The organism is Streptomyces durocortorensis, from assembly GCF_031760065.1.
Taxonomy (GTDB): domain Bacteria; phylum Actinomycetota; class Actinomycetes; order Streptomycetales; family Streptomycetaceae; genus Streptomyces.
In genome coordinates, this window is record NZ_CP134500.1 from 4,864,011 (window position 1) to 4,885,644 (window position 21,634).

Genomic DNA, 21,634 nt, shown 5'->3' on the forward strand with positions numbered 1-21,634 from the left:
CGGACATGGATCTGCTGCTGGCTCTGGTCGTCGGCCTCGCCGTGTACGGGGCCATCCACGGCATCCGGATGTACCGGGCCGACGCCAAGCTCCCCGGCGACCTCGCCGTAGCCCTCGAATCCGGGGCCACCCGCACCAGCGCGGTCGGCTCGGGCATCGACCGCCTGGGCATCCGCTGGGCCCCCATGGTGCTGCGGATGATGGGCCCCAAGGCCGTGAACAAGAAGCGCCGCCAGATCGACCTGGCGGGCAACCCCGGCGGCCTCACCATCGACCGTTACGCGGCCCGCCGGGCGGTCTACGGGGCGCTGGGCCTCCTCGGCGCGTTCTCGATGCTCCTGCGCGGCCAGCTGTTCCTGGCCCTCCTGATGATCGCCTTCGGCCTGTTCTGGGTGGAGGCCGGGATCTGGTCGGCGATCCGGGTGCGCCGCGAGCACATCGAACGCACCCTGCCGGACTTCCTCGACGTGCTGGCCGTCGTCGTCTCCGCCGGGCTCGGCTTCCGGCAGGCGCTGGACCGGGTCGCGGAGAAGTACGAAGGCCCGTGGTCCGACGAACTACGCATCACCCTGCGGCAGATGGACATGGGCGTCAGTCGCCGCCAGGCCTTCGAGGAGCTGCGCAGACGCAACGACTCCGAGCAGGTCGCCATGTTCGTCACCACACTCCAGCAGGGCGAGGAACTGGGCGCGCCGATCGTCGAGACGCTCATCCAGATCGCCAACGACATGCGCCGCACGGACGCCCAGAACGCCCGCCGCAAGGCGGCCAAGGCGGTCCCGAAGGCGACGTTCGCGGTGACGTCGTTCCTGCTCCCCGGCACGCTCGTGCTCCTCACGGTCGGATTCGTGTACGGGGCGGATGTCGACTTCGCATTTATCACGGGCGGCTGACATGAACGACGGGCGGGATGGGGACGCAACCTCTGCGCCCCGGAGCGCTCTTCGAGCGACGGATGTGCGGGATGTCCGAGATCCATGGCACATGCGGGATGTGCGGGATGTAGGGGTCGTGCGGGGCACGGGACGGAGGTGACAGGCACATGGCATACCAGCTGAGCAGCGCCCAGCCCGGACTGAGCGCGGAACTGATCCGCGTACACACCGGCACCCCGGCCCGCCCGGCCTTCGCCATCCAGGTCAACGCGCTCCAGGCGATGTGCCGCCAGGTCTTCGGCTTCCGCCTGGCGATGATCGCGATAGCGACCCCGTACGCCATCGGCCACACCGCGCCCGGTCTGCCCACCTGGTTCATTGGCACGGCGATCCTGGTCACCTTCATGGGCTCGTACCTCCTGTTCCGGGACTGGGAGCGCTTCGGCCCGTTCCTCCTGCGCCGCCCCTGGCTGCTCGCCGTCGACGTGTTCTTCGGCGCCCTGCTGCTGGTCACGGCGACCCCCGAGTCGACCCTCGCGTACGTCACCGTCTGCACCCCGCTGCTGGCGGGCCTGATCCAGGGCTGGCGGGGCGCGGCGGTCTTCGCGGCGCTCCAGGTGGTGATCGTCTTCGGCGTGTACGCGAGCGTCCCGAAGCTGGAGGGCGACGGCGCGACGGCCCTTCTGCTGCCCGGCTTCTGCGTACTGGCCGGGGCGGTCGGGGTCACCCTGCGCAACCTGCTCCTGCGTTTCGGGACGGCCACGCAGGCGCTCACCGAGACCCGGGCGCGGCTGGCGGTGAACGAGGCGGTGGAGGGCGAACGCACCCGCCTGGCAAGGGAGATGCACGACTCGGTCGCCAAGACCCTGCACGGCCTGGCGCTGGCCGCCGACGGCCTGGCGGGCTCGGCGGACCGCATGGACCCGCCCACCGTGAAACTCCAGGCGGAACTGGTGGCCCGAGCCGCGCGAAGGGCCGCGGCCGAATCGAGGGAACTCCTGACGGACCTGCGCCGGGAACAGGGCCTGGAGGGCGGCGTGGACATCGTCGCCGAACTGGCCGCCCAGGCCGAGGACTTCACTGAGCGCCATCCGGTAACGGCCACCTTCCGCCGCCTGTCCGAGGAGATCCCGGTCCCCCCGGTCCCGCAGGCGGTCGCCCGGCAACTCCTCACCGTCGCCTCCGAGGCCCTGGAGAACGCCCACCGCCACGCGGGCCCGACGTACCTGATCGTCCTCGCGGGCGTGAAGGGCGATGTGTTCCGCATCAGCGTGTACGACGACGGCAGGGGCCTCCCCGCCGGTACGACTCTGGAAGGGCTGCGCCGGGCGGGTCACTTCGGCCTGGTCGGCATGGTCGAGAGGGCCGCGTCGATCGGGGCCCGCATCAGGATCGGCCGGGGAAAGGCGGAGAAGGGCACGGAGGTGCGCCTGGAACTGCCGTTGGCGGCTTTGTGGGGGCGCGAAGGAACACCCCACCCAAGCCGACCGCACCGAAGCCGACCTCACCCCAACCCGGTCCGGCTCGACCGAAGCCACCCGCCATCAGCAAACACCCAGTAACACGCCCATAACCCCCACAGCCCCTATAACTTCCAACCCTGAGAGGAGGTCGCAGCATGCCGGACGATGTCTCCCCCGCGACGAGTGGCTACGGAGCGGTGGGCCACCCCCACGGGGCGGTGGCCCACCCCCACGTTTCCCAGCACACCTCGTCGCACATCCCGCTCGCGTCGGACCCCGGCCCCGCGGGCCACCCTGACCGCCGCACCCCCCAGCACTCTGCGATCAACCCCGCGCCCCCCGTCTCCTCCGGCTTTCCCTCCGGACCCACCGCACCGGAGGCCGAGCGGCTCCGGGTGGTGGTCGCGGACGACAATCCGGTGGTCCGGGCGGGGCTGGGCGTCCTGCTGTCGGGCCGGGCGGACATCCAGGTGGTCGCGGAGGCGGCGGACGGCCGAGAGGCGTACGAGAAGACCCTCGAACACCGCCCCGACGTGGTCCTGCTGGACGTCCGCATGCCCGGTGTGGACGGCATCTCGGCCCTGCCGCACCTGGTGGGCATCGCCCCCGTACTGATGCTGACGTACAGCAGGGAGAGCCAGATCGTCCACGAGGCCCTGCGGCTGGGGGCGGGCGGCTATCTGGTGCACGGTGAGTTCACGGCCGACCAGCTGGTCCAGGCGGTACGCGACACGAAGGACGGCCGCGCGAACTTCACGGTCACCGCCGCTGACGCCCTCCTGGCCCACATGCGCCACGGCACGGCCCCGCACCGGGCACCCCTCCCCGAGGGCCTCGGCTCGGCACTGACGGCAACACCGCCCCCACCCCCTTCACGCCCGGCTGAACCTTCGGAAGGCCTTTCGCAACTGCAACCTGTTGTGGGACAGTCTTCGGTAAGCGGGGGGTCGGTGTCCGCCCCCAACAGGCAGCAGTACGGGCTGAGTTCGAGGGAGGTGGAGGTCATGGACCTGATTGCGTCCGGAATGAGCAATCAGCAGATCGCCGCCACCTGCTTCATCAGTGAGAAGACGGTCAAGAACCACATCAACCGCATCTTCACCAAGCTCCACAGCGCCACCCGCAGCGAGGCGATAGCCCACTGGCTCGGCACAGCGCCGAGGACCCCGGGGCGGCAGCCATGAGCGAGCGCACCCCCACGACGGCCCCCACGCGGGCCCAGGTGACCCTTTGGGCCCGTGAATGGGCCCACGGACCCTCTGGCCGAACGGTGTTGGCCCCCTATGTTTCTCATGTCGCCAGCGAAACCGGCCAGGAGGAAGCCGGTACCGCGAACGACACCGCAGAAACGTGCGAGTCGGCCGGCAACCGGTCGGCCGAACCAGGAGGGGCACACCATGTCGAACATCACCCTGAAGACCGCCGTCCGCGTCAACGGCTGGGCGAGCACCGCGGTCAGCAGCATCCAGAAGCGCGCGGCGGCGAAGGACCGGGGTCAGACGGCGTTCGAGTACCTGGGGATCATCCTGGTGGTCGTGGCGATCATCGGGGCGATCGTGGCGACGGGGATCGGCGGGGCGATCTCGGAGCGCATCAGCGGGCTGGTGGATTCCATCACGGCTCAGTGATGATCAGTCGTTCTCGCAACGACGAAGGGCAGGCCTTCCCCATCTACGTAGTGATGGTGGCGGGCCTGCTCTTCCTCGCGTTTGCCTTCTTTGCTGTCGGTAAGGCTTCCGCGTTGCGCAACGGCTCGCAGGGCGCTGCCGACGCCGCCGCACTCGCCGCCGCTCAGAGCGCACGTGACGATCTCGGGACGGGGTTCTATGCCTCGCTTCCCGCCAACACGCTGGACCTCTTCCTGGGTGCGCCCTTCGCTCCGCGCTGCGACGAGGCGGGGCGGCTGGCCGACATCAATGGGACCGACCTGCGTTCCTGCATCCCGGCCTACGGCTACCTGCGTGACCGGATCACGGTCGATGTCGAGGGCCGTAGACCGGTGGACTCGTCGGTGCTGCCCGGCTCGGAGAGCAAGTTCGCCAAGGCCAAGGCCACCGCACTCATCGAGTTCCGTTGCCCTCGCCCGAAAGCCGTGGACCTCAACAGCGACGGAGTCCAGGACCTCTTCATCTTCACGTGCCGGAACGGCGAGGTCCTTGAGATCGCGCCGGGCAGCCCTCCCCCGTGGGAGAGCGTGAGCAGAACCCTCTTTGATGTGCGGTTGGTCGACCAGTGACAGCGATCCATGAGTAGAGGAATCCGAACATGAGCATTCGGCACACCACGACAGGCCGAAGGGCGCTGGCGGCTGCCGCTCTGGCAGCCGTCTTCAGCCTGGCCCTCACCGGCTGCGGTGACGACGGCGGCGGCAGCGACGAGGCCAAGCAGGGTACCGAGAACTCTGCGAAGCCTCCGGCGCCCACCAGTTTGTTTACGGAAGAGAAGGGCGAGCAGCAGCCGGACACCGCCGCAGGCGAGAACGTGGACCCGAATGCGAAGCTGGCGGAGATCCGTGGCGACGGTCTTCTGCTGACCGTCCATCAGGCAAAGCGTGACTCCGGAGGGTTCGTCACCATCCAGGCGTCGATCAAGAACGAAGGCACACAGTCCAAGAACACGACTGCGTGGGCGGGCACGGAGACCGCTCTCCTGGCGAAGAACCCGAACTCGGTCGCTGGAGCGACCCTCGTCGACAAGGTCGGCAAGAAGCGTTACTACATCCTGCGCGACACTGAGAACCGCTGCCTGTGCACGACCGGCATCCCGCCCCTCCTGGCCGGGAAGACCACCTCCGTGTTCATGCAGTTCCCGGCACCGCCGGAGACGACGACGGAGGTCGACTTCACACTTCCGACCTTCGCGACCACCTCGGTAAAGATCTCCGGGTGACGGCCGCCATGACGCACACACGCACTCCAATGCGACCGCGCGGCCGGTCGGCGGCAACGCTCCTGGTCGTTGCGAGCCTCACGCTCTTCGGAACGACACCCGCCTTGGCCGATGACAGCCCCAGCGTTCCGCCGGGTACCGAGGCGCAGTCGGTCCCACCGGTGCAGGTCGATGCCAACGACCCCGACCTGAAGATGCCCGACGGCGGAACCCTCGGACCGGCCAAGGTCCTCGACATCGTCCAGGTAGTCGAAGACCTCGGTGGCGAGGAACGCCGTGAGGACAGCAACGCCGACATCAAGTTCGCCCTCCAGGCGGAAGTCCTCTTCGGCAAGGACAGCGCGAAGCTCGGCTCGGCCGCCAACGCCCGGATCGCCGCCATCGCGGAGGAGATCAAGAAGCAGAACGCGACCAGGGTCCGCGTCTTCGGCTTCACCGACAACCTGGGTTCCTCGGCCCACGGCGACGTCCTCTCCAAGCAGCGTGCCGACGCCGTGCACAAGGTCCTGTCGAAGCAGCTCGGCTCCTCGATCACGTACGAGATCCGTGGCTACGGCGAGCAGTACCCGATTGCCAGCAACAGCAACGAGGAGGGCCGGAAGAAGAACCGCCGCGTGGAGGTCTCCTTCCCGCGCGGGGAGGGATCCTGACCTCTTCCCCCCCACGTACGGCTGTGTGGGGCCGAGAGGCTCACTGTTCGGCGCACCCGTCATCGCTCACTGAGCGGTGGCGGGTACGTGCGTACTCGGCGGGGCGCGGCTCATGGTGGAGGACCGGGATATCCATCCCGTTGTGTGAATCGCTGTTTCGTGCCCTGTCCCGGAGGCCTATACGTTCGGATTCATGGAGTTCACGGAGTTCATGGAGCGGAAGTTTCTGACGGCCGAACAAATCGCGGCCGCCCTGCGTTCCGGTGAGGTGACCTCGGCGGAACTGACCGACGAGGCGATAGCCCGTATCGAACGGGATGACAAGGCGATCAACGCCATCTGCGTGCCGGACTTCGACCGGGCCCGGGCAGCCGCGCGCGATGCCGACCAGGCACGCGCCCGAGGTGAGGACCGGCCGCTGCTCGGCATACCGGTCACGGTCAAGGAGTCCTACAACGTGGCCGGGCTCCCCACGACCTGGGGCATGCCGCCGCACCGGGACTACCTGCCCACCGAGGACGCGGTGCAGGTCTCACGGCTGAAGAGCGCGGGTGCGGTGGTGCTCGGCAAGACGAATGTGCCTTTGGGGCTGCAAGACATACAGAGTTTCAACGAGATCTACGGCACCACCAATAACCCGTGGGATCACGGCCGCACTTCGGGTGGGTCCTCCGGCGGTTCCGCGGCGGCCCTGGCATCCGGATTCGGTGCGCTGTCCATCGGCTCCGACCTGGCCGGTTCCTTGCGGACCCCCGCGCATTTCTGCGGTGTCTACGCACACAAACCGACGCTCGGGCTGGCGTCGAGCCGCGGTATGGTCCCGCCCCGCACACCTGCGTTGCCGGTCGCCCCCGACCTCGCCGTCGTCGGTCCGATGGCGCGCAGCGCCCGCGACCTCACGCTCCTGCTCGACGTCATGGCCGGGCCGGACCCGCTGACGTTCGGTGTGGCGCACCACGTGACGCTGCCGCCCGCGCGCCACGAGCGGCTGTGCGACTTCAGGGTCCTGGTCCTCGACGAGCATCCGTTCATTCCGACCGGAGCCGCCGTACGGGCGGGCGTGGACCGGGTGGCCGACGCGCTGGTCGACGCCGGCGCCCGCGTCGAGTGGCACAGTCAGCTGCTGCCCGATCTGGCCGAGGCCGCGACGATCTACATGCAGTTGCTGGTCGCGGGCTCCGTTGCACGATTTCCTGTCGAGTCCTACGAACAACTGCGCTCCCAGGCAGCCGGACTGAGTACAGATGACCACAGCCTTGACGCGGTGCGGCTGCGCGGCATGGTGCTCAGTCACCGCGACTGGATCGAGGTGGACACCCGTCGCGAGTTCCACCGCCACGGCTGGCGGCAGCTTTTCGCCGAGTTCGACGCCGTGGTCTGTCCCGTCACGCCCACTCCGGCGTTCCCGCACGACCATCACCCCGACCTGAGGCAACGCCGTATCGACATCGACGGCATCGAGTACCCGTACTTCGACCAGCTCGTCTGGGCCGGCCTGGCCACCATGCCCGGTCTGCCTTCCACCGCCGTCCCGGCGGGCCGTTCCCCGGAGGGCCTGCCGGTGGGAGTGCAACTCATAGGCCCGATGTTCGAGGACCGTACTCCTTTGCGCCTGGCCGAACTGCTTGAGCGGAGGATCGGCGGCTTCCAGGCACCTGAGCGGGGAGCGTAATGACGGGGCGTTCGTAGAGGACGAGGTACGGACGTGATGGGAGAGGTGTCGTCTCCTCCTCTTCGGCCCTGAGTTCGCCTCTGGACGAGCAGGACCCGCTGGGCGACCCGCGGAGCGCGGCGGCCGGGCGAGGCTTGCCCGCCGCAGCGCTGCGGACTCGCGGGCTCACCCGCTACGCCTGGCCCGCCGCGCTGGCCCTGGGCGAACTCCTCTCCGTGGCAACGCGGATGGTTCCCGACAGAGAGTTGTACGTAGTCCATCGAGCACCTCCGCCGTGACAGTGAAAGGTCGAGAGGGAGATTGCCCGGCTCTTCGGCTACCGCTGTGCCGGGGTTCGCGAACTTCTTGTAGCGGGTCAGGCTGTGGCTGGTCGGGCTGTAGCGGGTCAGGTTGTACCAGGTCAGGGCCGTGGCCGAGGCCAGGCTTCGGCTCTGTCAGTCGTTGCGGGCCACGTACGGGATCTTGAGGCCACGAGCTGCGCATGGCAGGCTCGTGGCGCGTGATCGATGAATTCGCGAAGGACAACCTGTACGGGAGACTGCGGCGGGACCGCCAGGCGCTGCTCTGGAAACTCGACGGATTGTCCGAATATGACGCCCGCCGACCGCTGACAGCGACCGGGACCAACCTCCTCGGCCTGGTCAAACACGTTGCCACCGTCGAGGCCAGGTACTTCGGCGAGGTCTTCGACCGCCCTTCCCCGGAACCGCTGCCCCGGTGGCAGGACTCCAACGGCAGCGATCTGTGGGCGACCGAGGGCGAGACCCGCGATCAGATCATCGAGTTCTACCGGCGTACGTGGGAACACTCGGACGCGACGATCAACGAACTTCCCCTCGACGCCCCCGGCCACGTGCCGTGGTGGCCGGAGCCTTGGGCCAGTACGAACCTGTTCGCCATCATGGTCCATGTCCTCGGCGAGTCCATCCGGCATACCGGGCACGCCGATATCCTGCGCGAGGGCCTCGACGGCCGGACCGGGTTGCGCGCCGAACACGAGAAGCCGATCGACGAGGAAGCCCGGGCGGCCTACTGCGCGAAGATCGAGCAGGCCGCCAGGTCGGCCGCACCGATCGAGGCTTAGAGGCTGTCTCATGTGACGGGATGTCCGGGCGGCATGATGCCGGCCCTGGGTGCCGATCCATCGAATCCAACGAAGCGTCCGGCGACGAGTGAAGCCCCCGTCGTTCGCCATGTCCCGGGCCGGCGGCCAACTGTCGGCGGACCAGCGTAAGTCGCACGATAGTTTGACAGTCGATACTCTCCGGTACACGCGCATTTTCCTGGTATCGAGTTGATTTCCCCTGCTAGCTGATTGTCCTGTATCCGACGCCGCGCGAACGTCGCCGTCCCGAAGGCAGTAGAGATGTCCCACTCCCATCTGCACAACGAGCCCGGCAAAGCCGCCGAGGGGTCCGGTCGACGCCAGGCGCGGGCTCAGTTCGCGTCCCAGGAGCAGGCGGCGGCAGCAACGTCCGGTCTGGCGGCCTTACAGGCCCGCGCGGGCAACGCTGCCGTCGTCCAGATGTTGCGCGAGGCAGGCCACCCTCAGGCCCAGGGCCAGGGCCAGGACCGTGGTGAGGAGCAGCACCAGCACTCCGCCGGGTGCGGCCACCACGGCGACCGGGCCGCTCCTGTGCAGCGCGCCGCCGTCCACGACGTACTGCGTGCGCCCGGACGGCCGCTGGACGACGCGACCCGTAGCGACATGGAATCCCGGCTGGGCGCCGACTTCTCCGACGTGCGGGTTCACACCGACGCCGCCGCGAAGGCTACCGCCGCGGACATGGGGGCCCGCGCCTACACCTCCGGCAGTCATGTCGTCATCGGGGAAGGCGGCGGTGACCGGCACACTCTGGCCCACGAGCTGACCCATGTGATCCAGCAGCGGCGGGGGCCGGTGTCCGGGACCGATCAGGGCAACGGGGTCTCCGTGAGTGATCCCTCCGACCGGTTCGAACGCGAAGCCGAGGCCAACGCCCGCCGCGCCCTCTCCCGCCCGGGTGGCGCGAGCCGCGCACCGGACCGGCACGAGCCCGCCTCCGTCCAGCAGGCCCCGGCCCTTGCAGGGCACGAGCCCGCCTCCGTCCAGCAGGCCCCCGCACCGGCCCGGCACGAAGCCGCCCCCGCCCGGCACGAGCCCGTCCAGCACGCACCCGCCCCCGCGCACGCCGCAGCCATAGCGGTTCAGCGGTTCCACCGGCCCTTCGCCGGTGACAACGCTCCTGCCGACTGGGCGCAGACCGCCCGGGAGTACATCAGGAGCAACTACGCGGGAATCGTGACGCAGTACACGCGTGTGGTGCTGGGAATGGAAGCGGAGGCGCCGGTCGAGCAGAGGGCCAAGATGCGCGTTCTTCGGCAGATGGGCGAGGCGTCCCAGGACAACCTTCCCGAGATCCTGTCCCGGGCCGTGGCCAACGGTGGCGCCGAGGTCAGTGACCAGGAGATCAATACGGTGGTGAAGTACCTGAACATCATGGAGGAGGAGTGCGCGACGGCGGCCAAGGTCAGGGAAGATCCGGACTATGCCAATCCGCTGCCGGGAAGCGTCATCGGGACCGAGTTCACGTTCACGGACGACACCCTCAACGGGATCGCCGGAGGTAACCCGCTGCGCGTGGACATCGGTGGACTGACCGGGCAGGCGGACGCCAACGCCAGGGCCGCGATCACCTACGCCCGGAACAAGATGAACGCCTGGACCGCGCATGTGCAGGGCACCGCCCCGCCGAACGGGTTCACCATGACGGTGAGTGACGTCACCGTGAAGGACCAGGCCGGGAAGCGATTCACGTATTCCCAGGGCAACAACCGGTGGTGGTGGGAGATCACCATGGACGATGCGTGCCTGGAGACGCGGACCGACCCGACCTCGGTCAGCAGCATGCGCGACCCCCACGTGCGAACCATCATCAAGAATCACATATTCGGCGGTGCCCAGGCCTCCGGCCTGCGCGTGGACCAGAGCATCGCCGGTGGTGGCGGCCACATCTCCATGGACAGTGCCTCGGCGTTCGGCGGGAGCGTCGAGCTGTTCGTCCAGTCCATGCGGGAATGGGAGGACAACTGGGAGAACTGGGTGGCGAAATTCGGCGCCGATCCGCGAGAGACGGATGTGGTGAACGCACCGTGGACCGGAAGCCTGCCCCAGAACCACCTGCCCGCCGTGCGGGACCTCCTCGACCGCATCCTCGCCGACGCGCGGAGCGGAAGGACGCATCTGCCGCAGGCGATCGGGGAGCTACAGGCCCACATGGTGGACCTCCCCCTGCACGCGAACGCCCCCCAGCACCTTCGGGAGAAGGTGGACGCCCACCCCGAGGACCGGCTGCACTACCAGGCCGTGAACCTGGAGCACATGGGTGAGGACACGGAGACCGCGCACCGCCGCATCGAGTTCCGCGACATCCAGGCGCAGGCGAACTACGAGCAACTGCTCGACGACCTCCAGTACATCGGCTTCCTGCTCCAAGGCGTCCGCGACAACGTCCGCGGCGAGCAGGGGGCCCGCCTGGGCGAGCGCCACCGCAGGAAGTAGCCCAGGCCCGGCCCTGCGCGCGCCCCAACGCGGAGCGCGCAGGGCCTACTTCACGGTGATCGACCCCACGAACGCGTCCAGCTCCTCCCCGCTCACCGCGTCCTTCACCGCGTTGAGACGGACCACGAACGGCACGCCCTTCGAGTCCACCCCGGCGACCAGCACGCCCGTCATCGGTGTACCGGCGTTCGGGGTGGACTCGCGGCCGTCCGCCGTGAAGTCGTAGTCGATCCGACGGGCATCGCGGGCCTCGCGGGCGCTCGCCGGGCCCGCGAGGCGTACGTCCTCCGTGGCCTTGCGGGTGGAGCCCAGGCCGATGCCCGCGCCCGCGGCGGCCGCCGCCCCGGCCGCGTCGCGCACGCCGGTGGCGAAGTCCAGCTGGACCGAGACCATGCCGGTACGGATGCCCTTCTCCTCCTTGAGCGCGACAGCGGCGTTGCTCTTCGCGCGCTCGGCCGCCGGCTGCTCGGCGTACCCCTCGTTCTTCGGGTAGCCGACGCTGAGGCTCTTGGTGTCCAGCGTGCCCCAGCCCTCGGGCACCTCCGCCGTGCCCTCTGAGCCGTCGCCGCCGCACCCGGTGAGCAGCAGGGCCGCCCCCAGGACGGCCACCACCGTCCCGCGCGCCCGGGTCGTCCGCGTCCTGGTCCCCATCGCCCTTGTCACCGCCCCTCACGTCCTTCCGGTCAGTTCGCGCAGTAGCTGTACGGGAGATACGTGCGCCGGTCGCCCTGCGGGGCCCCGAGGAACCGTGCGTCCGCCAGTGTCTCCTTCTTCTCCTCGGAGGAGAGGGAGAAGCCGAGGCTCATCCCGAGCGAGATCTCGAAGCCGAACTCCTGGGCGTCGCTCTCGCCGAGATACCGCATCGTGCTCGACAGGCCGTCCTCGAACATCAGCTGCCGGAAAGGATCGTTGCCCTGCGGGCGGGAGTCCATGCCCTGGTCGCCGAAGAGGTACTCGAACGGGGCGGTGTTGTTGCCGGAGCCGTCCAGCCACTGTTCGGCGATCGCGCGCTCGGCCTCGGTCGCCGCGTCCGTCTCCTTGCCGAAGACGATCGAGTTCGTCACCACGTCGATACCGGTCTCGCTTGAGGAGTCGGATGCGCTGCCCTTGCCTCCGCGCTTGTCCTGGCCGCTCTCTCCGTTGTCGCCGCCCACCTCGACCTTGCCGGACGTCGAACCGTTCTCCACGGTCTGCGTCATGTCGATACGGACGATCTTCCCGGTCTTCTGGTCGCGGGTGACGGTGATGGCACCGGTGCGGTTCTGCTTGGCGCCCACGGTCCCCTTGACCGGGCCCACGTTCCCGGTGGCCTTGCCCTCCAGTTCGAGCTTGGCGGTGTACGTGTACGACTCGTTGCCGTTCACGTCGTCCTTGGTGATCGTCACCTCGGGCGAGAACTTCGCCTTGCCGCCCAGCTTGGCGCCCAGCTCGTCTTCGTCTCCGCCCTTGACGGACAGGCCGCCGTCGGCGTAGGCGTCGAGACCGATGGTCGAGTAGGAGATCTTCTTGTTGCCGATCTTCCGCTCGACCTCCTCCTTCTTCTCCCCCCACTTCATCGCGGAGTACCAGCCCCCGCCGTACGCCCCGCTGTGCTTCGTGGAGGTCTCCCACATCTTCATTTCCTCGATGTCGTCCCGCATCTGCTGAGCCTCTTCCTCGCTCGCGAAGATCCAGGTGTCACCGTTGGTGATCTTGATGCCGCCGCCGATGTCGACATCCGCCTTACCGAGGCTCCCGAGCTTGACGCCGGGCGTACTGGCGGTGACCCCGGCGGAGGCCGCGTCCGTGAAGGTCATGGAGACGATCTTGTCGTTGCCGTCGACCTTGCCGTCCCCGTTCACATCGGTGTTCGCCTGGGAGACCTTCTGCTGGAAGCCGTACTCCTGGCCCCACTCGAACCAGCCGATCTTGACCTTGCCCCCCGCGGTGTCGGAGATGGAGGAGATCTGGCACATCTTCGGCTCGTAGTCCGCGTCCGTCCTCGGCCGCGCCTCGGGGTCCTGGCCGCCCCCGCCGCACGAGCCGCCGCCCGCCAGGGAGGTGACCGCGCACCGGATGCGCTCGCCGATCTGCCCGCCGGCCCCGGCCATCGCCATCGCGCCGATCAGCAGCACTACGAGGACGACGACGCCCAGGTACTCCATCGCCGTCGCGCCGCCGTCACGCCAGTTGTACGAGTACGACGGCGGCGGAGGCGGGGGCCGGGTGGCGCGTTCCGCCACCAGCCGGTCGACCGCCACCCCGGACGCCGCCCCCGCCGCCAGCGAGACCGCGGGCATGAGGACCCCCTCGATCCCCACCACGTCCCACGAGACGGCGAAGCCGTACAGCAGCCCGCCCAGCGGTACGGTGAGGGTGGCGAGCAGATACAGCGGGCGGGAGGCCGCGCGGTACTCGTCCGGGAGCACGCGGGCCGCGGCCAGGACCGTCAGCAGCGTCACGGCGAGCGCGGGCAGGTGGATCAGGGCCAGCCGCCAGCCGAAGGTGTCCAACCGGGCCTCGGTGCCCAGTAGTCCGAGCAGGATCCGGCTCACCAGCAGCCCGGCGGTGAGATAGACGAGCGCGCCCGCCACCCAGCTCCGCGTCAACGCGAAGAGCCGGCCGTCCTGTTGGCCGTGCGCAACGGAGCCACCGCCTCCGCCGCGTCCGTCACCGCCGCCACCGCTCACACCGCACCCTCTCCCCGGGTGTGGGACCCGAACCCGGATCCGACCCCGCGCATGTTGTCCGACGGTCGAGAGCGTACGGCCGGGATGCCGCGACGGCCCGGGTCCCCGGTCCCAAAGATGGGCCCAAGTCCAGTGGAACGGAGGCGGGTTGTGTCAATTGTTCGCCGGATGCTCCGCTTTTGGGCCGCCCGTGGGTCCGGGGGCCCATGCCACCCCGGCCGCCGCTCAGTACGCTCGGTGGTGCCGGTGGTCGCCGACCACGACACCGTGATGACGTGTGATGGGGTGGGGCGTCGATGAGCGCCGGATTCTTCTACTCGTACCACCTGGGCTGGTCCCGGCCGGACGCCCGGGCGCTCCTGGGGGACCTGGAGGCGGAGGGGCTCCGTCCGGCGCACCCGGTGACCGGCCGCATCGTCCTCGTCAGCCTCGACTCCGCGTCCTCCGGCGCTCGTTCGCCGGTCACGCGTGAACAGCTGCTGTCCGTCGCCGGGCTCCAGCGGCTTCAGGAGGTCGGCTTCCGGCTGTGGGCGGACGGGGACCTCGACCTCCTGGTGCGCATCCGGCGGGCGCGGGCCGGCGTCGTCGCCGTCGAGTTCTCCGTCGGGGAGCTGCCCGCACCGGAGCGGGAGCACGCGGTGAACGCCATCCGGCGGACGATCGGGCGGGCGTCCGTGCTCTGCATCGGCTTCGTCGTCGACAGGAGCGGCGCGACCGGCGCCACCGACTGGGACGGTGTCGTCATCGACGGCACCGCCCACCTCGACGCCTGGCCCGACGCTGTCGCCGTACGCGGCGAGACGGCGGCCCGCCACCCCCAGCTGGCTGTCATGGACGCGGTGGAGATCTCGCCCTGGAAGGTGTTCGGGAACGCGGTGCTCGGCGTGTGACCCTCAGCACCCCACCTCGCGCGCCCCCCGTGCCCCCACCCCGCGCCCCCAACGTCCCCCGCCTCGCATGCCCAGCCGCGCGCCCAACGTCCGCCGCCTCGCGTGCCCAGCCGCGCGCCCGGCCTTCCGCCGTCCAGGAGTGTCCGACATCGGCGTCATAATCGGCCGTATGTCCGACAACCAGCTCCGTACCCGGACGCCCGACGCCCCGGCCCCGAGGTCCATCGCTCCCGGGCCCCGGGCCACCGCCGCGCTCCGGGCCGCCGCGCCCGCCCTCGCGGTCTACGCCGCCGTGCGGGCCCTGGGGCTCCTGGTCCTCTGGGCAGCCGCCTCGGCCACCGGGAAGGACGCACTCACGCGGCTCAGCGGACGCTGGGACTCCGTCTGGTATCAGCGCATCGCCGAGGACGGATACGGGTACACCGTCACGCTCCCCGACGGCGCCCTCCACTCCGACCTGGCCTTCTTCCCCCTCCTCCCCGCTCTGGAACGCGGCATCTCCGAGGTGACTCCGCTCACCCCCGGCGGCGCCGGACTCCTGGTCGCCTGGTCGGCCGGGCTGCTCGCGGCCTGGGGCGTCTTCGCCGTCGGCGCGCACCTTCACGGGCGGCGCACGGGGGTGGTGCTGGCCGCGCTGTGGGGGGTGTATCCGACGGCGTTCGTCCAGTCGATGGCATACACCGAGACGCTCTTCACCGCGCTGGCCGCCTGGACGCTGTACGCCGTCCTGACCGGCCGCTGGATCGCGGCCGGTGCCCTGTGCGTACTGGCGGGGCTCACCCGGCCGTCGGCGGCCGCCCTCATCGCGGCCCTGGCGATCACCGCCGCCGTCACCCTCGTACGGGAGTGCCGTGCCGGAGGCGGTGCCGGTCCGGTCCTCCGCCGCAACGGCCGGATGATCGCGGGCGTGGCGCTCGCTCCGCTGGGCTGGCTGGCGTACGTCGTGTTCGTGGCCGTACGAGAAGGCAGCCCGTTCGCGTACTTCGACGTCCAGGCGCAGTGGGGCAACAACATCGACGGCGGCCGCGCCCTCGCCTCCTTCATCGCCGGTCTCCCGTGGCCCGCCGCCCTCGGGCTGTGCGCGGCGCTCGGGCTGCTCGGGTGGCTCGTGGTGCTCTGCGTACGGCAGCGGCAGCCGCTCCCCGTCCTCGTCTACACCCTTGCGATCGTCGTCATCTCGCTGATCGGCGCCGGGTACTTCGGCTCCCGGCCGCGCCTGATGATGCCCGCGTTCCCGCTGCTCCTGCCGCCCGCCGTCGCCCTGATGCGGCTGCGGACGACCGGGCGCGCGGCAGCCGTCCTCGCCGTGCTCGCCTGCCTGTCGGCCGGTTACGGAGCCTGGACCCTGCTCGGCGCGGGCCCGCCGTAGGCCGCCCCGGCCCGCCGTACGCCTACGGGGTGCCCGCCGCCCGCAGCTCCACCCGTACGCCCGGGCGCACCCCCCACCGCTCCATCATCCCGGCCTCCGCCTCCACTACGTGCCGGGCCCGCAGCCGGGGCAGGCCCAGGCGGCCCGGCTTCATCGTGCGGACCGCCAGCACCCTGAACTTCCGGTCCAGATAAGCCACATCGATGGGAAACCGCATCCGGAAGGTGTGCACACTCCCGCACGGGGTGAGCATCAGCGCCCCCTCGATCCCGTCCCGCCCGAGCAGCCCCCGGGTGCGTGCCCGGTACGAGGCCGCTATCCGCAGCGGTACCTCCCGGGGCCCCTCGCCGGAGTTCGCGCCGACCGTGAGCGTTCCGTCTCCGTCGCGCCATGTCCTTGTCCACATGGGCACCGACCGTAGCCCCCGGCGGCCCCGCGCGGGGCCCTGACGGCCACGCATGGGCCCCCAAGGCCACGCATGGGTCCCCGGGCCCAAGACCCCTGGCGGCAACCGGGATTAGGGTCGCCCCGTGGACGTCGCGTTGCTCGCCCTCGCCGCTGTCTGGGGTGCCGCCACCGGACTGCTGATCCCGCGTGCCGCCTACCGGTTCGCCGTCGCGCCGGAGGAGCCCTGGCGTACCGCGTGCCCCGCCGGTCATCCGCTCACCGGGCCGGCGGGCGGCTGGCTCGGCCCGGCCCGCTGCACGCCCTGCGCCACGGCCCCGGAAGCGCCCGCCGACGCCGACACGGACGGCATCGAGGCGGTCTGCACCGATGCGGACGGCACCGAGGCGACCGGCACCCGTCCCGGCACCGGTCCGCCTCCCCGTAGGCACTACGCCTCCTGCGCCTCCTACGCCCCCGGCGTCCTCGCCCCCCTGGTCACCGTGCTCGCCTGTGTCGTGCTGGCCGCCGCCACAGGGGCCCGGCCCGAGTTGTTCGGATGGCTGGCGCTGGCCCCCGTCGCCGTGCTCCTCGCCGTCGTCGACCGGCGCGTCCACCGGCTCCCCGACCCGCTGACCCTGCCCCTGGCCGGTGCGGCCGTCCTGCTGCTCGGCGGCGCGGCCCTGTTCCCCGGACACGCGGGTTCCTGGACCTCCGGGCTGCTGGGCGGTCTGGCCCTGGGCGGTTTCTACTTCCTGCTCTTCCTGATCAACCCGAACGGCATGGGCTTCGGTGACGTGAAGCTCGCCCTCGCCCTGGGCGTGGCGCTCGGCTGGTACGGCTGGGCGGTGCTGTTCGTCGGCGGGTTCGCCGGGTTCCTGTTCGGGGCGGCGTACGGACTGGGGCTGGTGATCCTGCGCCGGGCGGGGCGCAGGACGGGCATCCCGTTCGGCCCGTTCATGATCGCCGGGGCACTGTCCGGGCTGCTGCTCGGAGCCCTCGCCGCCTGACGCCCGAGCGGGACGTGCGCCAGGTCCGGCGCGCGCCCGCTCGTCCGGGGGGCGACGGCTGTCCGCGGGTGCCGACCGGTCGTCGCGGGCCCGGCCCCGGAATCCGTTCGCGTACCCCTGCCCCACCTGACACGATTTCCCTATGCCCGAAGAGTCCACCCCCCTCCCGTTTTCCTCCGCCGCCTCCCGCGACCGGTTCGAGGCCCTGGTCGCCGAGGCGGCCGCCGTCCCCGTCGACGGCTGGGACTTCTCCTGGCTCGACGGGCGGGCCACCGAGCAGCGACCCTCCTGGGGCTACGCCCGCGCGATGGCCGACCGGCTCGGCCGGGCCCGTGCCGCGCTCGACCTGCAGACCGGGGGCGGCGAGGTGCTGGCCGCCGCACCGAAGCTTCCGCCGGTGACCGTGGCCACCGAGGCCTGGCCGCCGAACATCGCCCGCGCCACCGCGCTCCTGCATCCTCTGGGCGCGGTTGTCGTCGCGGACGAGGACGAACCGCCGCTGCCCTTCGGTGACGCCGCCTTCGACCTCGTCGTCAGCCGTCATCCGGTGACCACCTGGTGGGCGGAGATCGCCCGCGTCCTGACCCCCGGCGGTACGTACTTCTCACAGCAGGTCGGACCGGCGAGCGTCTTCGAACTCGTCGAGTTCTTCCTCGGCCCGCAGCCGCCCGAGGTGCGCCGGGCCCGTGACCCCGAGGACGCGCGCGCCGCCGCGACGGCGGCCGGTCTTGAGCTGGTGGACCTGCGGGCCGAGAGCCTGCGCACCGAGTTCTTCGACATCGGCGCGGTCGTCTACTTCCTGCGCAAGGTGATCTGGATGGTGCCCGGGTTCACCGTCGAGGGGTACCTGCCCCAACTCGCCGCCCTGCACCGCAGGATCGAGGACGAGGGGCCCTTCCTCGCCCACACGACCCGCTTCCTGATCGAGGCCCGCAAGCCGGGGTGACCGGCCCGGGGGTACGGTCGGTGACCGGACCGGGAGACCGCCTCCCGGTCAACCTGCCTACCCCGGACGCCAGTTCACTCCTGCCTCGGAGGCAACGGGATCGCGGGTGCCGCCGTCCTACTCGACGGGAGCACGCACGGCGAAGCGAAGGAGTGGGAGTGGCCATGCCCTTGGAGCGGGAGGACTGTGCGGCGCGGACCGGGCGCCCGCGGCACGGCAACGCCGACTGGCTCACGGGGTCCCGGATCACCGCCGTCCTCGGGGTCTACTACCGGCCCGAGGGGCGCGCGGGTGAGCCGGAGGCCGTCGAGTTCGTGCTCGCGGAGGGCCAGTCCGTGCTGCTGACCTGTGCCTCCGACGGGACGCTCCGGGTCACCCCCGGAGCCTGGCCCCGGCTGCCCGACTGGTGCGTACCGGCGAGCCAGTGGCAGCACGCCCCGCCCGCCCTGTTACCGCCCGTGCCGTACGGGGGAGCCTGGACGGTCGTCGGCACCCGGGAGCGCAGGCACGCGAACGGGGAGGTGGTGCAGGCCGTGATCCGGTGCCAGGAAGGGGACTTCGTGGTCGAGGCCGGGGAGACGATGGCGGTCCGCTTCGACCAGCACCCCTGATCCGCAGGGAGCCACCCCTGATCCGGAGGGAGGCCCGTACGCACGATCCGTACGCCGCTCCCGCACCCCTCCCGCATTCCTACGCGTGCGGTCCCACCGTCACCGTACCCACCGTCAGCTCCGCCGTTCCCTCCATGATCGCGGCCACCCGCTCCACCTGCTCCTCCAGGTCCCGCAGCCGGGGCGCCGGCAGCGGCTTCAGGGGTTCCACCGTCACCGCGATCCGGCGGCCCGAGCGGCGCTGGTGCCAGACCCCGGCCACCGTGCCGTCCACCAGCAGCACCGGGTAGTTCCCCGCCTGCCCGCCGCCGAGCGCCCGCTCGTACGCGGTGCCGGGAAACAGCCGCTCCCGGGGGTGCGAGGCGATCGTGAACGCGTCGAAGTACGGGAGCAGCCGCACGCCCCGCGCCGGCTCGTCCGGGAAGTCCGTATCGCCCGCCACCACCCAGGCGGACCCCTCGTCCGCGAACTCCACCTCCTCGATCGCCCCCGACGCGGCCGACGAGGCGAACTGCTCGGCCGCCCAGCGCTTCGGCGCGGCGAGCCACCGGGCGAAGTGGGCGGGGGTCGCGGGCCCGTACGCGTACAGGTACCGCTCGACCAGGGCCGCCAGCGCCGCGGGGCCGGGCATCGGGGTGCACCCGGGGTTGGTGTACGTCGCCTTCCGGCCCCGGTTCGGGGCGTAGGCGAGGGCGCCCCGGTGGCCCGCCAGGTGCAGGACCTGCCGCCAGCGCGGCCACATCGTCTGAAAGGCGGGCATCACCAGGTCCCCGGCCCATGGACCGGTCCGCGCGACGACCTCGTCGGAGAGCTCGTCGACCGTGAGCTCCACCCCCTGCAACGCGTCCCCGACCGCCGCGACGACCGCCTCCACCTGGTCCGGGGTCATCCGGGCGTCCTTGGAGAAGAGGTTCGGGCCCGTCGGTACGGCGGACAGCGCGCCGGTCCACAGGGACAGGTCCGCCACGGGCAGGAGATGCACCGTGCCGCGCGGCCCGAACGTCTTCACCAGGGTGGTCCGCCCGGACTCACCGGTCCCCTCCGCCCACAGCGCCGCACGCACGTCCGTACGGGTCAGTCCGTCGCCCCGCAGCCCTACCGACAGCTCGGCCGCCGACAGCACCTGGGCATGCGCGCCGAGCATCGCGCCGACCGCCTCCGCCGGGGAGGCGGAGGCAGACGCGGAGGGGGCGGGAGCGGCCAGGTGCTGGCGGGCCAGCCGTCGGGTGTTCGCCTCGGGCCAGCTCACGGTCACGGTCGCACGGGCTCGTGTCGTCATACCTCGAACGTAGAGCCCCTTCCGGTCAGGGTCTGTCCTCAACCTGCCCCGGGAAGCGCAGGCACCGGGGTGCGTGCGCCGTGCTCGGAAGGGAGTCCGGTGAATCCGGAGAGTAATTGTGGAGTGGCGTGGCGCGCGATATCACTTACGAAGGGTTATGGTGGAAACCCCCCCTCGGGCCGGTCCGTATCCCCCCCCCCCACGGACCGGCCCGTTTTTTCCTGTCCACGGAAGCCCCCTTCTGCGGCGGCCCCGTTGACCACGCGTCAGCCGCGCCCGGCCCAGATGTTCGTACCCGCAGTGTCCACGGCGAAGGTGTCGATCTCCTTCAGCTCCTCTGCGGTCAGCGCCGGGCCCGCCAGCGCCGCGACGTTCTCCTCCAGCTGCTTCACGCTCGACGCGCCGATCAGCGCCGAGGTCATCCGGCTGTCGCGCAGCACCCACGCGATGGCGAGCTGGGCGAGCGACTGGCCCCGGCTCCGCGCGATGTCGTTGAGCCCGTTGAGGCGGCGGACCACCTCGTCGGAGAGCAGGCCCGGATCGAGGGACTTGCCCTGGGTGGCGCGCGAGCCCTCCGGGATGCCCTTCAGGTACTTGTTCGTGAGCAGGCCCTGCGCGAGCGGCACGAAGGAGATGCAGCCCATGCCCGCCGCCTCCAGGGTGTCGAGCAGGCCGTCGTCCTCGATCCAGCGGTTGATCATGGAGTAGGACGGCTGGTGGATCAGGGCCGGGACGCCCATCTCCCTCAGCAGCCCGGCCGCCTCGGCGGTCTGCTCCGCGTTGTACGAGGAGACGCCCACGTACAGCGCCTTGCCCTGCTGCACGGCGGACGCCAGGGCGCCCATCGTCTCCTCCAGCGGGGTCTGCGGGTCGAAGCGGTGCGAGTAGAAGATGTCGACGTAGTCGACGCCCATGCGCTTGAGGGAGGCGTCGAGCGAGGACAGCAGGTACTTCCGGGAGCCCCACTCGCCGTACGGGCCGGGGTGCATCAGATAGCCGGCCTTGGTGGAAATGACCAGTTCATCCCGGTATCGGGCGAAGTCCTGCGCGAAGAGCTTGCCGAAGTTCAGCTCGGCCGAGCCGGGCGGCGGGCCGTAGTTGTTGGCCAGGTCGAAGTGGGTGACCCCGAGATCGAAGGCGCGGCGCAGGATCGCCCGCTGGGAGTCCAGGGTCCGGTCGTCGCCGAAGTTGTGCCACAGGCCCAGCGACAGGGCGGGCAGCTTGAGGCCGCTGTGCCCGGTCCGGCGGTACTCCATGGAGTCGTAGCGCGAACCGTCGGCGCGGTAATACAGGTCGGGGGAGAGGTAATCAGTCACGTTTCCCTCCTTATCACGGACTTGTGACAGGCCGGGTTGGGCCCCCGTGACCCGATCGCAGTAATGTGGC

The 21,634-nt window shown here is 70.6% G+C and carries 21 protein-coding genes; 15 read left to right on the forward strand and 6 right to left on the reverse strand.

Going from position 1 to position 21,634, the window contains the following annotated elements; all coding sequences use genetic code 11:
• The first annotated feature begins 5 nt into the window (after nt 1–5).
• The 9 genes from RI138_RS21775 (at nt 6) to RI138_RS21815 (ending at nt 8,633) form a co-directional block, all read left to right on the forward strand.
• The gene (locus tag RI138_RS21775; protein ID WP_096629570.1) at nt 6–893 is read left to right on the forward strand and encodes a DUF5936 domain-containing protein; all 888 of its coding nucleotides are present in this window, start codon (nt 6–8) and stop codon (nt 891–893) included.
• A gap of 149 nt (nt 894–1,042) precedes the next feature.
• Entirely contained in the window at nt 1,043–2,437 is a 1,395-nt protein-coding gene (locus tag RI138_RS21780) for a sensor histidine kinase (RefSeq protein WP_311121269.1), read from the forward strand.
• Between the two features lie 56 nt (nt 2,438–2,493).
• Complete coding sequence (locus RI138_RS21785; RefSeq protein ID WP_311121270.1) at nt 2,494–3,522, forward strand: response regulator transcription factor; 1,029 nt, start codon at nt 2,494–2,496, stop codon at nt 3,520–3,522.
• A gap of 213 nt (nt 3,523–3,735) precedes the next feature.
• Nucleotides 3,736–3,966: a hypothetical protein gene (locus tag RI138_RS21790; protein WP_311121271.1), complete on the forward strand. Its 231-nt coding sequence runs from the start codon at nt 3,736–3,738 to the stop codon at nt 3,964–3,966.
• Nucleotides 3,966–4,574 carry a pilus assembly protein TadG-related protein gene (locus tag RI138_RS21795; RefSeq protein WP_311122969.1) on the forward strand — a complete coding sequence of 203 codons (609 nt, stop codon included), beginning with the start codon at nt 3,966–3,968 and terminating at the stop codon, nt 4,572–4,574. Before RI138_RS21790 ends, RI138_RS21795 begins: the two co-directional genes overlap by 1 nt.
• A 29-nt stretch (nt 4,575–4,603) precedes the next feature.
• On the forward strand, nt 4,604–5,227 hold the full coding sequence (locus RI138_RS21800; protein ID WP_311121272.1) for a hypothetical protein: 624 nt from the start codon (nt 4,604–4,606) through the stop codon (nt 5,225–5,227).
• 29 nt (nt 5,228–5,256) lie between these two features.
• A complete protein-coding gene (locus tag RI138_RS21805) occupies nt 5,257–5,877 on the forward strand; it encodes an OmpA family protein (protein ID WP_311122970.1) in 621 nt (206 codons plus the stop codon).
• A 211-nt stretch (nt 5,878–6,088) separates the two neighbouring features.
• Complete coding sequence (locus RI138_RS21810; RefSeq protein WP_311122971.1) at nt 6,089–7,549, forward strand: amidase; 1,461 nt, start codon at nt 6,089–6,091, stop codon at nt 7,547–7,549.
• 499 nt (nt 7,550–8,048) lie between these two features.
• Nucleotides 8,049–8,633: a DinB family protein gene (locus tag RI138_RS21815; RefSeq protein WP_311121273.1), complete on the forward strand. Its 585-nt coding sequence runs from the start codon at nt 8,049–8,051 to the stop codon at nt 8,631–8,633.
• 405 nt (nt 8,634–9,038) lie between these two features.
• On the opposite strand, the gene RI138_RS32415 is transcribed toward RI138_RS21815, so the two are convergent.
• Nucleotides 9,039–9,206: a hypothetical protein gene (locus RI138_RS32415; protein WP_398863443.1), complete on the reverse strand. Its 168-nt coding sequence runs from the start codon at nt 9,204–9,206 to the stop codon at nt 9,039–9,041.
• 51 nt (nt 9,207–9,257) lie between these two features.
• Between RI138_RS32415 and RI138_RS21820 the strand changes: the two genes are divergently transcribed.
• Complete coding sequence (locus tag RI138_RS21820; protein ID WP_398863446.1) at nt 9,258–11,090, forward strand: eCIS core domain-containing protein; 1,833 nt, start codon at nt 9,258–9,260, stop codon at nt 11,088–11,090.
• Between the two features lie 45 nt (nt 11,091–11,135).
• On the opposite strand, the gene RI138_RS21825 is transcribed toward RI138_RS21820, so the two are convergent.
• Nucleotides 11,136–11,741 carry a hypothetical protein gene (locus RI138_RS21825; RefSeq protein WP_311121274.1) on the reverse strand — a complete coding sequence of 202 codons (606 nt, stop codon included), beginning with the start codon at nt 11,739–11,741 and terminating at the stop codon, nt 11,136–11,138.
• Between the two features lie 32 nt (nt 11,742–11,773).
• Nucleotides 11,774–13,759: a hypothetical protein gene (locus tag RI138_RS21830; RefSeq protein ID WP_398863448.1), complete on the reverse strand. Its 1,986-nt coding sequence runs from the start codon at nt 13,757–13,759 to the stop codon at nt 11,774–11,776.
• Nucleotides 13,760–14,055: 296 nt separating this feature from the next.
• Between RI138_RS21830 and RI138_RS21835 the strand changes: the two genes are divergently transcribed.
• Nucleotides 14,056–14,649: a hypothetical protein gene (locus RI138_RS21835; protein ID WP_311121276.1), complete on the forward strand. Its 594-nt coding sequence runs from the start codon at nt 14,056–14,058 to the stop codon at nt 14,647–14,649.
• 169 nt (nt 14,650–14,818) lie between these two features.
• On the forward strand, nt 14,819–16,018 hold the full coding sequence (locus RI138_RS21840) for a hypothetical protein (protein ID WP_311121277.1): 1,200 nt from the start codon (nt 14,819–14,821) through the stop codon (nt 16,016–16,018).
• 22 nt (nt 16,019–16,040) lie between these two features.
• Here the strand turns inward: RI138_RS21840 and RI138_RS21845 are convergent, their stop codons facing one another.
• Nucleotides 16,041–16,424, reverse strand: a complete 384-nt coding sequence (locus tag RI138_RS21845) for a DUF192 domain-containing protein (RefSeq protein WP_096629584.1) — start codon at nt 16,422–16,424, stop codon at nt 16,041–16,043.
• A 124-nt stretch (nt 16,425–16,548) separates the two neighbouring features.
• Here RI138_RS21845 and RI138_RS21850 point away from each other — a divergent pair, with 124 nt between their 5' ends.
• The 3 genes from RI138_RS21850 (at nt 16,549) to RI138_RS21860 (ending at nt 18,969) form a co-directional block, all read left to right on the forward strand.
• A complete protein-coding gene (locus tag RI138_RS21850; protein WP_311121278.1) occupies nt 16,549–17,412 on the forward strand; it encodes a prepilin peptidase in 864 nt (287 codons plus the stop codon).
• Between the two features lie 142 nt (nt 17,413–17,554).
• Nucleotides 17,555–18,358 carry a class I SAM-dependent methyltransferase gene (locus tag RI138_RS21855; protein ID WP_311121279.1) on the forward strand — a complete coding sequence of 268 codons (804 nt, stop codon included), beginning with the start codon at nt 17,555–17,557 and terminating at the stop codon, nt 18,356–18,358.
• Nucleotides 18,359–18,522: 164 nt separating this feature from the next.
• Nucleotides 18,523–18,969 (forward strand): hypothetical protein, encoded by a 447-nt coding sequence (locus RI138_RS21860; protein WP_096629621.1) that lies wholly within the window; start codon nt 18,523–18,525, stop codon nt 18,967–18,969.
• Between the two features lie 79 nt (nt 18,970–19,048).
• Here RI138_RS21860 and RI138_RS21865 read toward each other — a convergent pair whose 3' ends face one another.
• Together RI138_RS21865 and mgrA are read right to left on the reverse strand one after the other, a co-directional pair.
• Nucleotides 19,049–20,248, reverse strand: a complete 1,200-nt coding sequence (locus tag RI138_RS21865; RefSeq protein WP_311121280.1) for a winged helix DNA-binding domain-containing protein — start codon at nt 20,246–20,248, stop codon at nt 19,049–19,051.
• Between the two features lie 266 nt (nt 20,249–20,514).
• Complete coding sequence (mgrA, locus tag RI138_RS21870) at nt 20,515–21,564, reverse strand: L-glyceraldehyde 3-phosphate reductase (RefSeq protein ID WP_311121281.1); 1,050 nt, start codon at nt 21,562–21,564, stop codon at nt 20,515–20,517.
• Between the last annotated feature and the right edge of the window lie 70 nt (nt 21,565–21,634).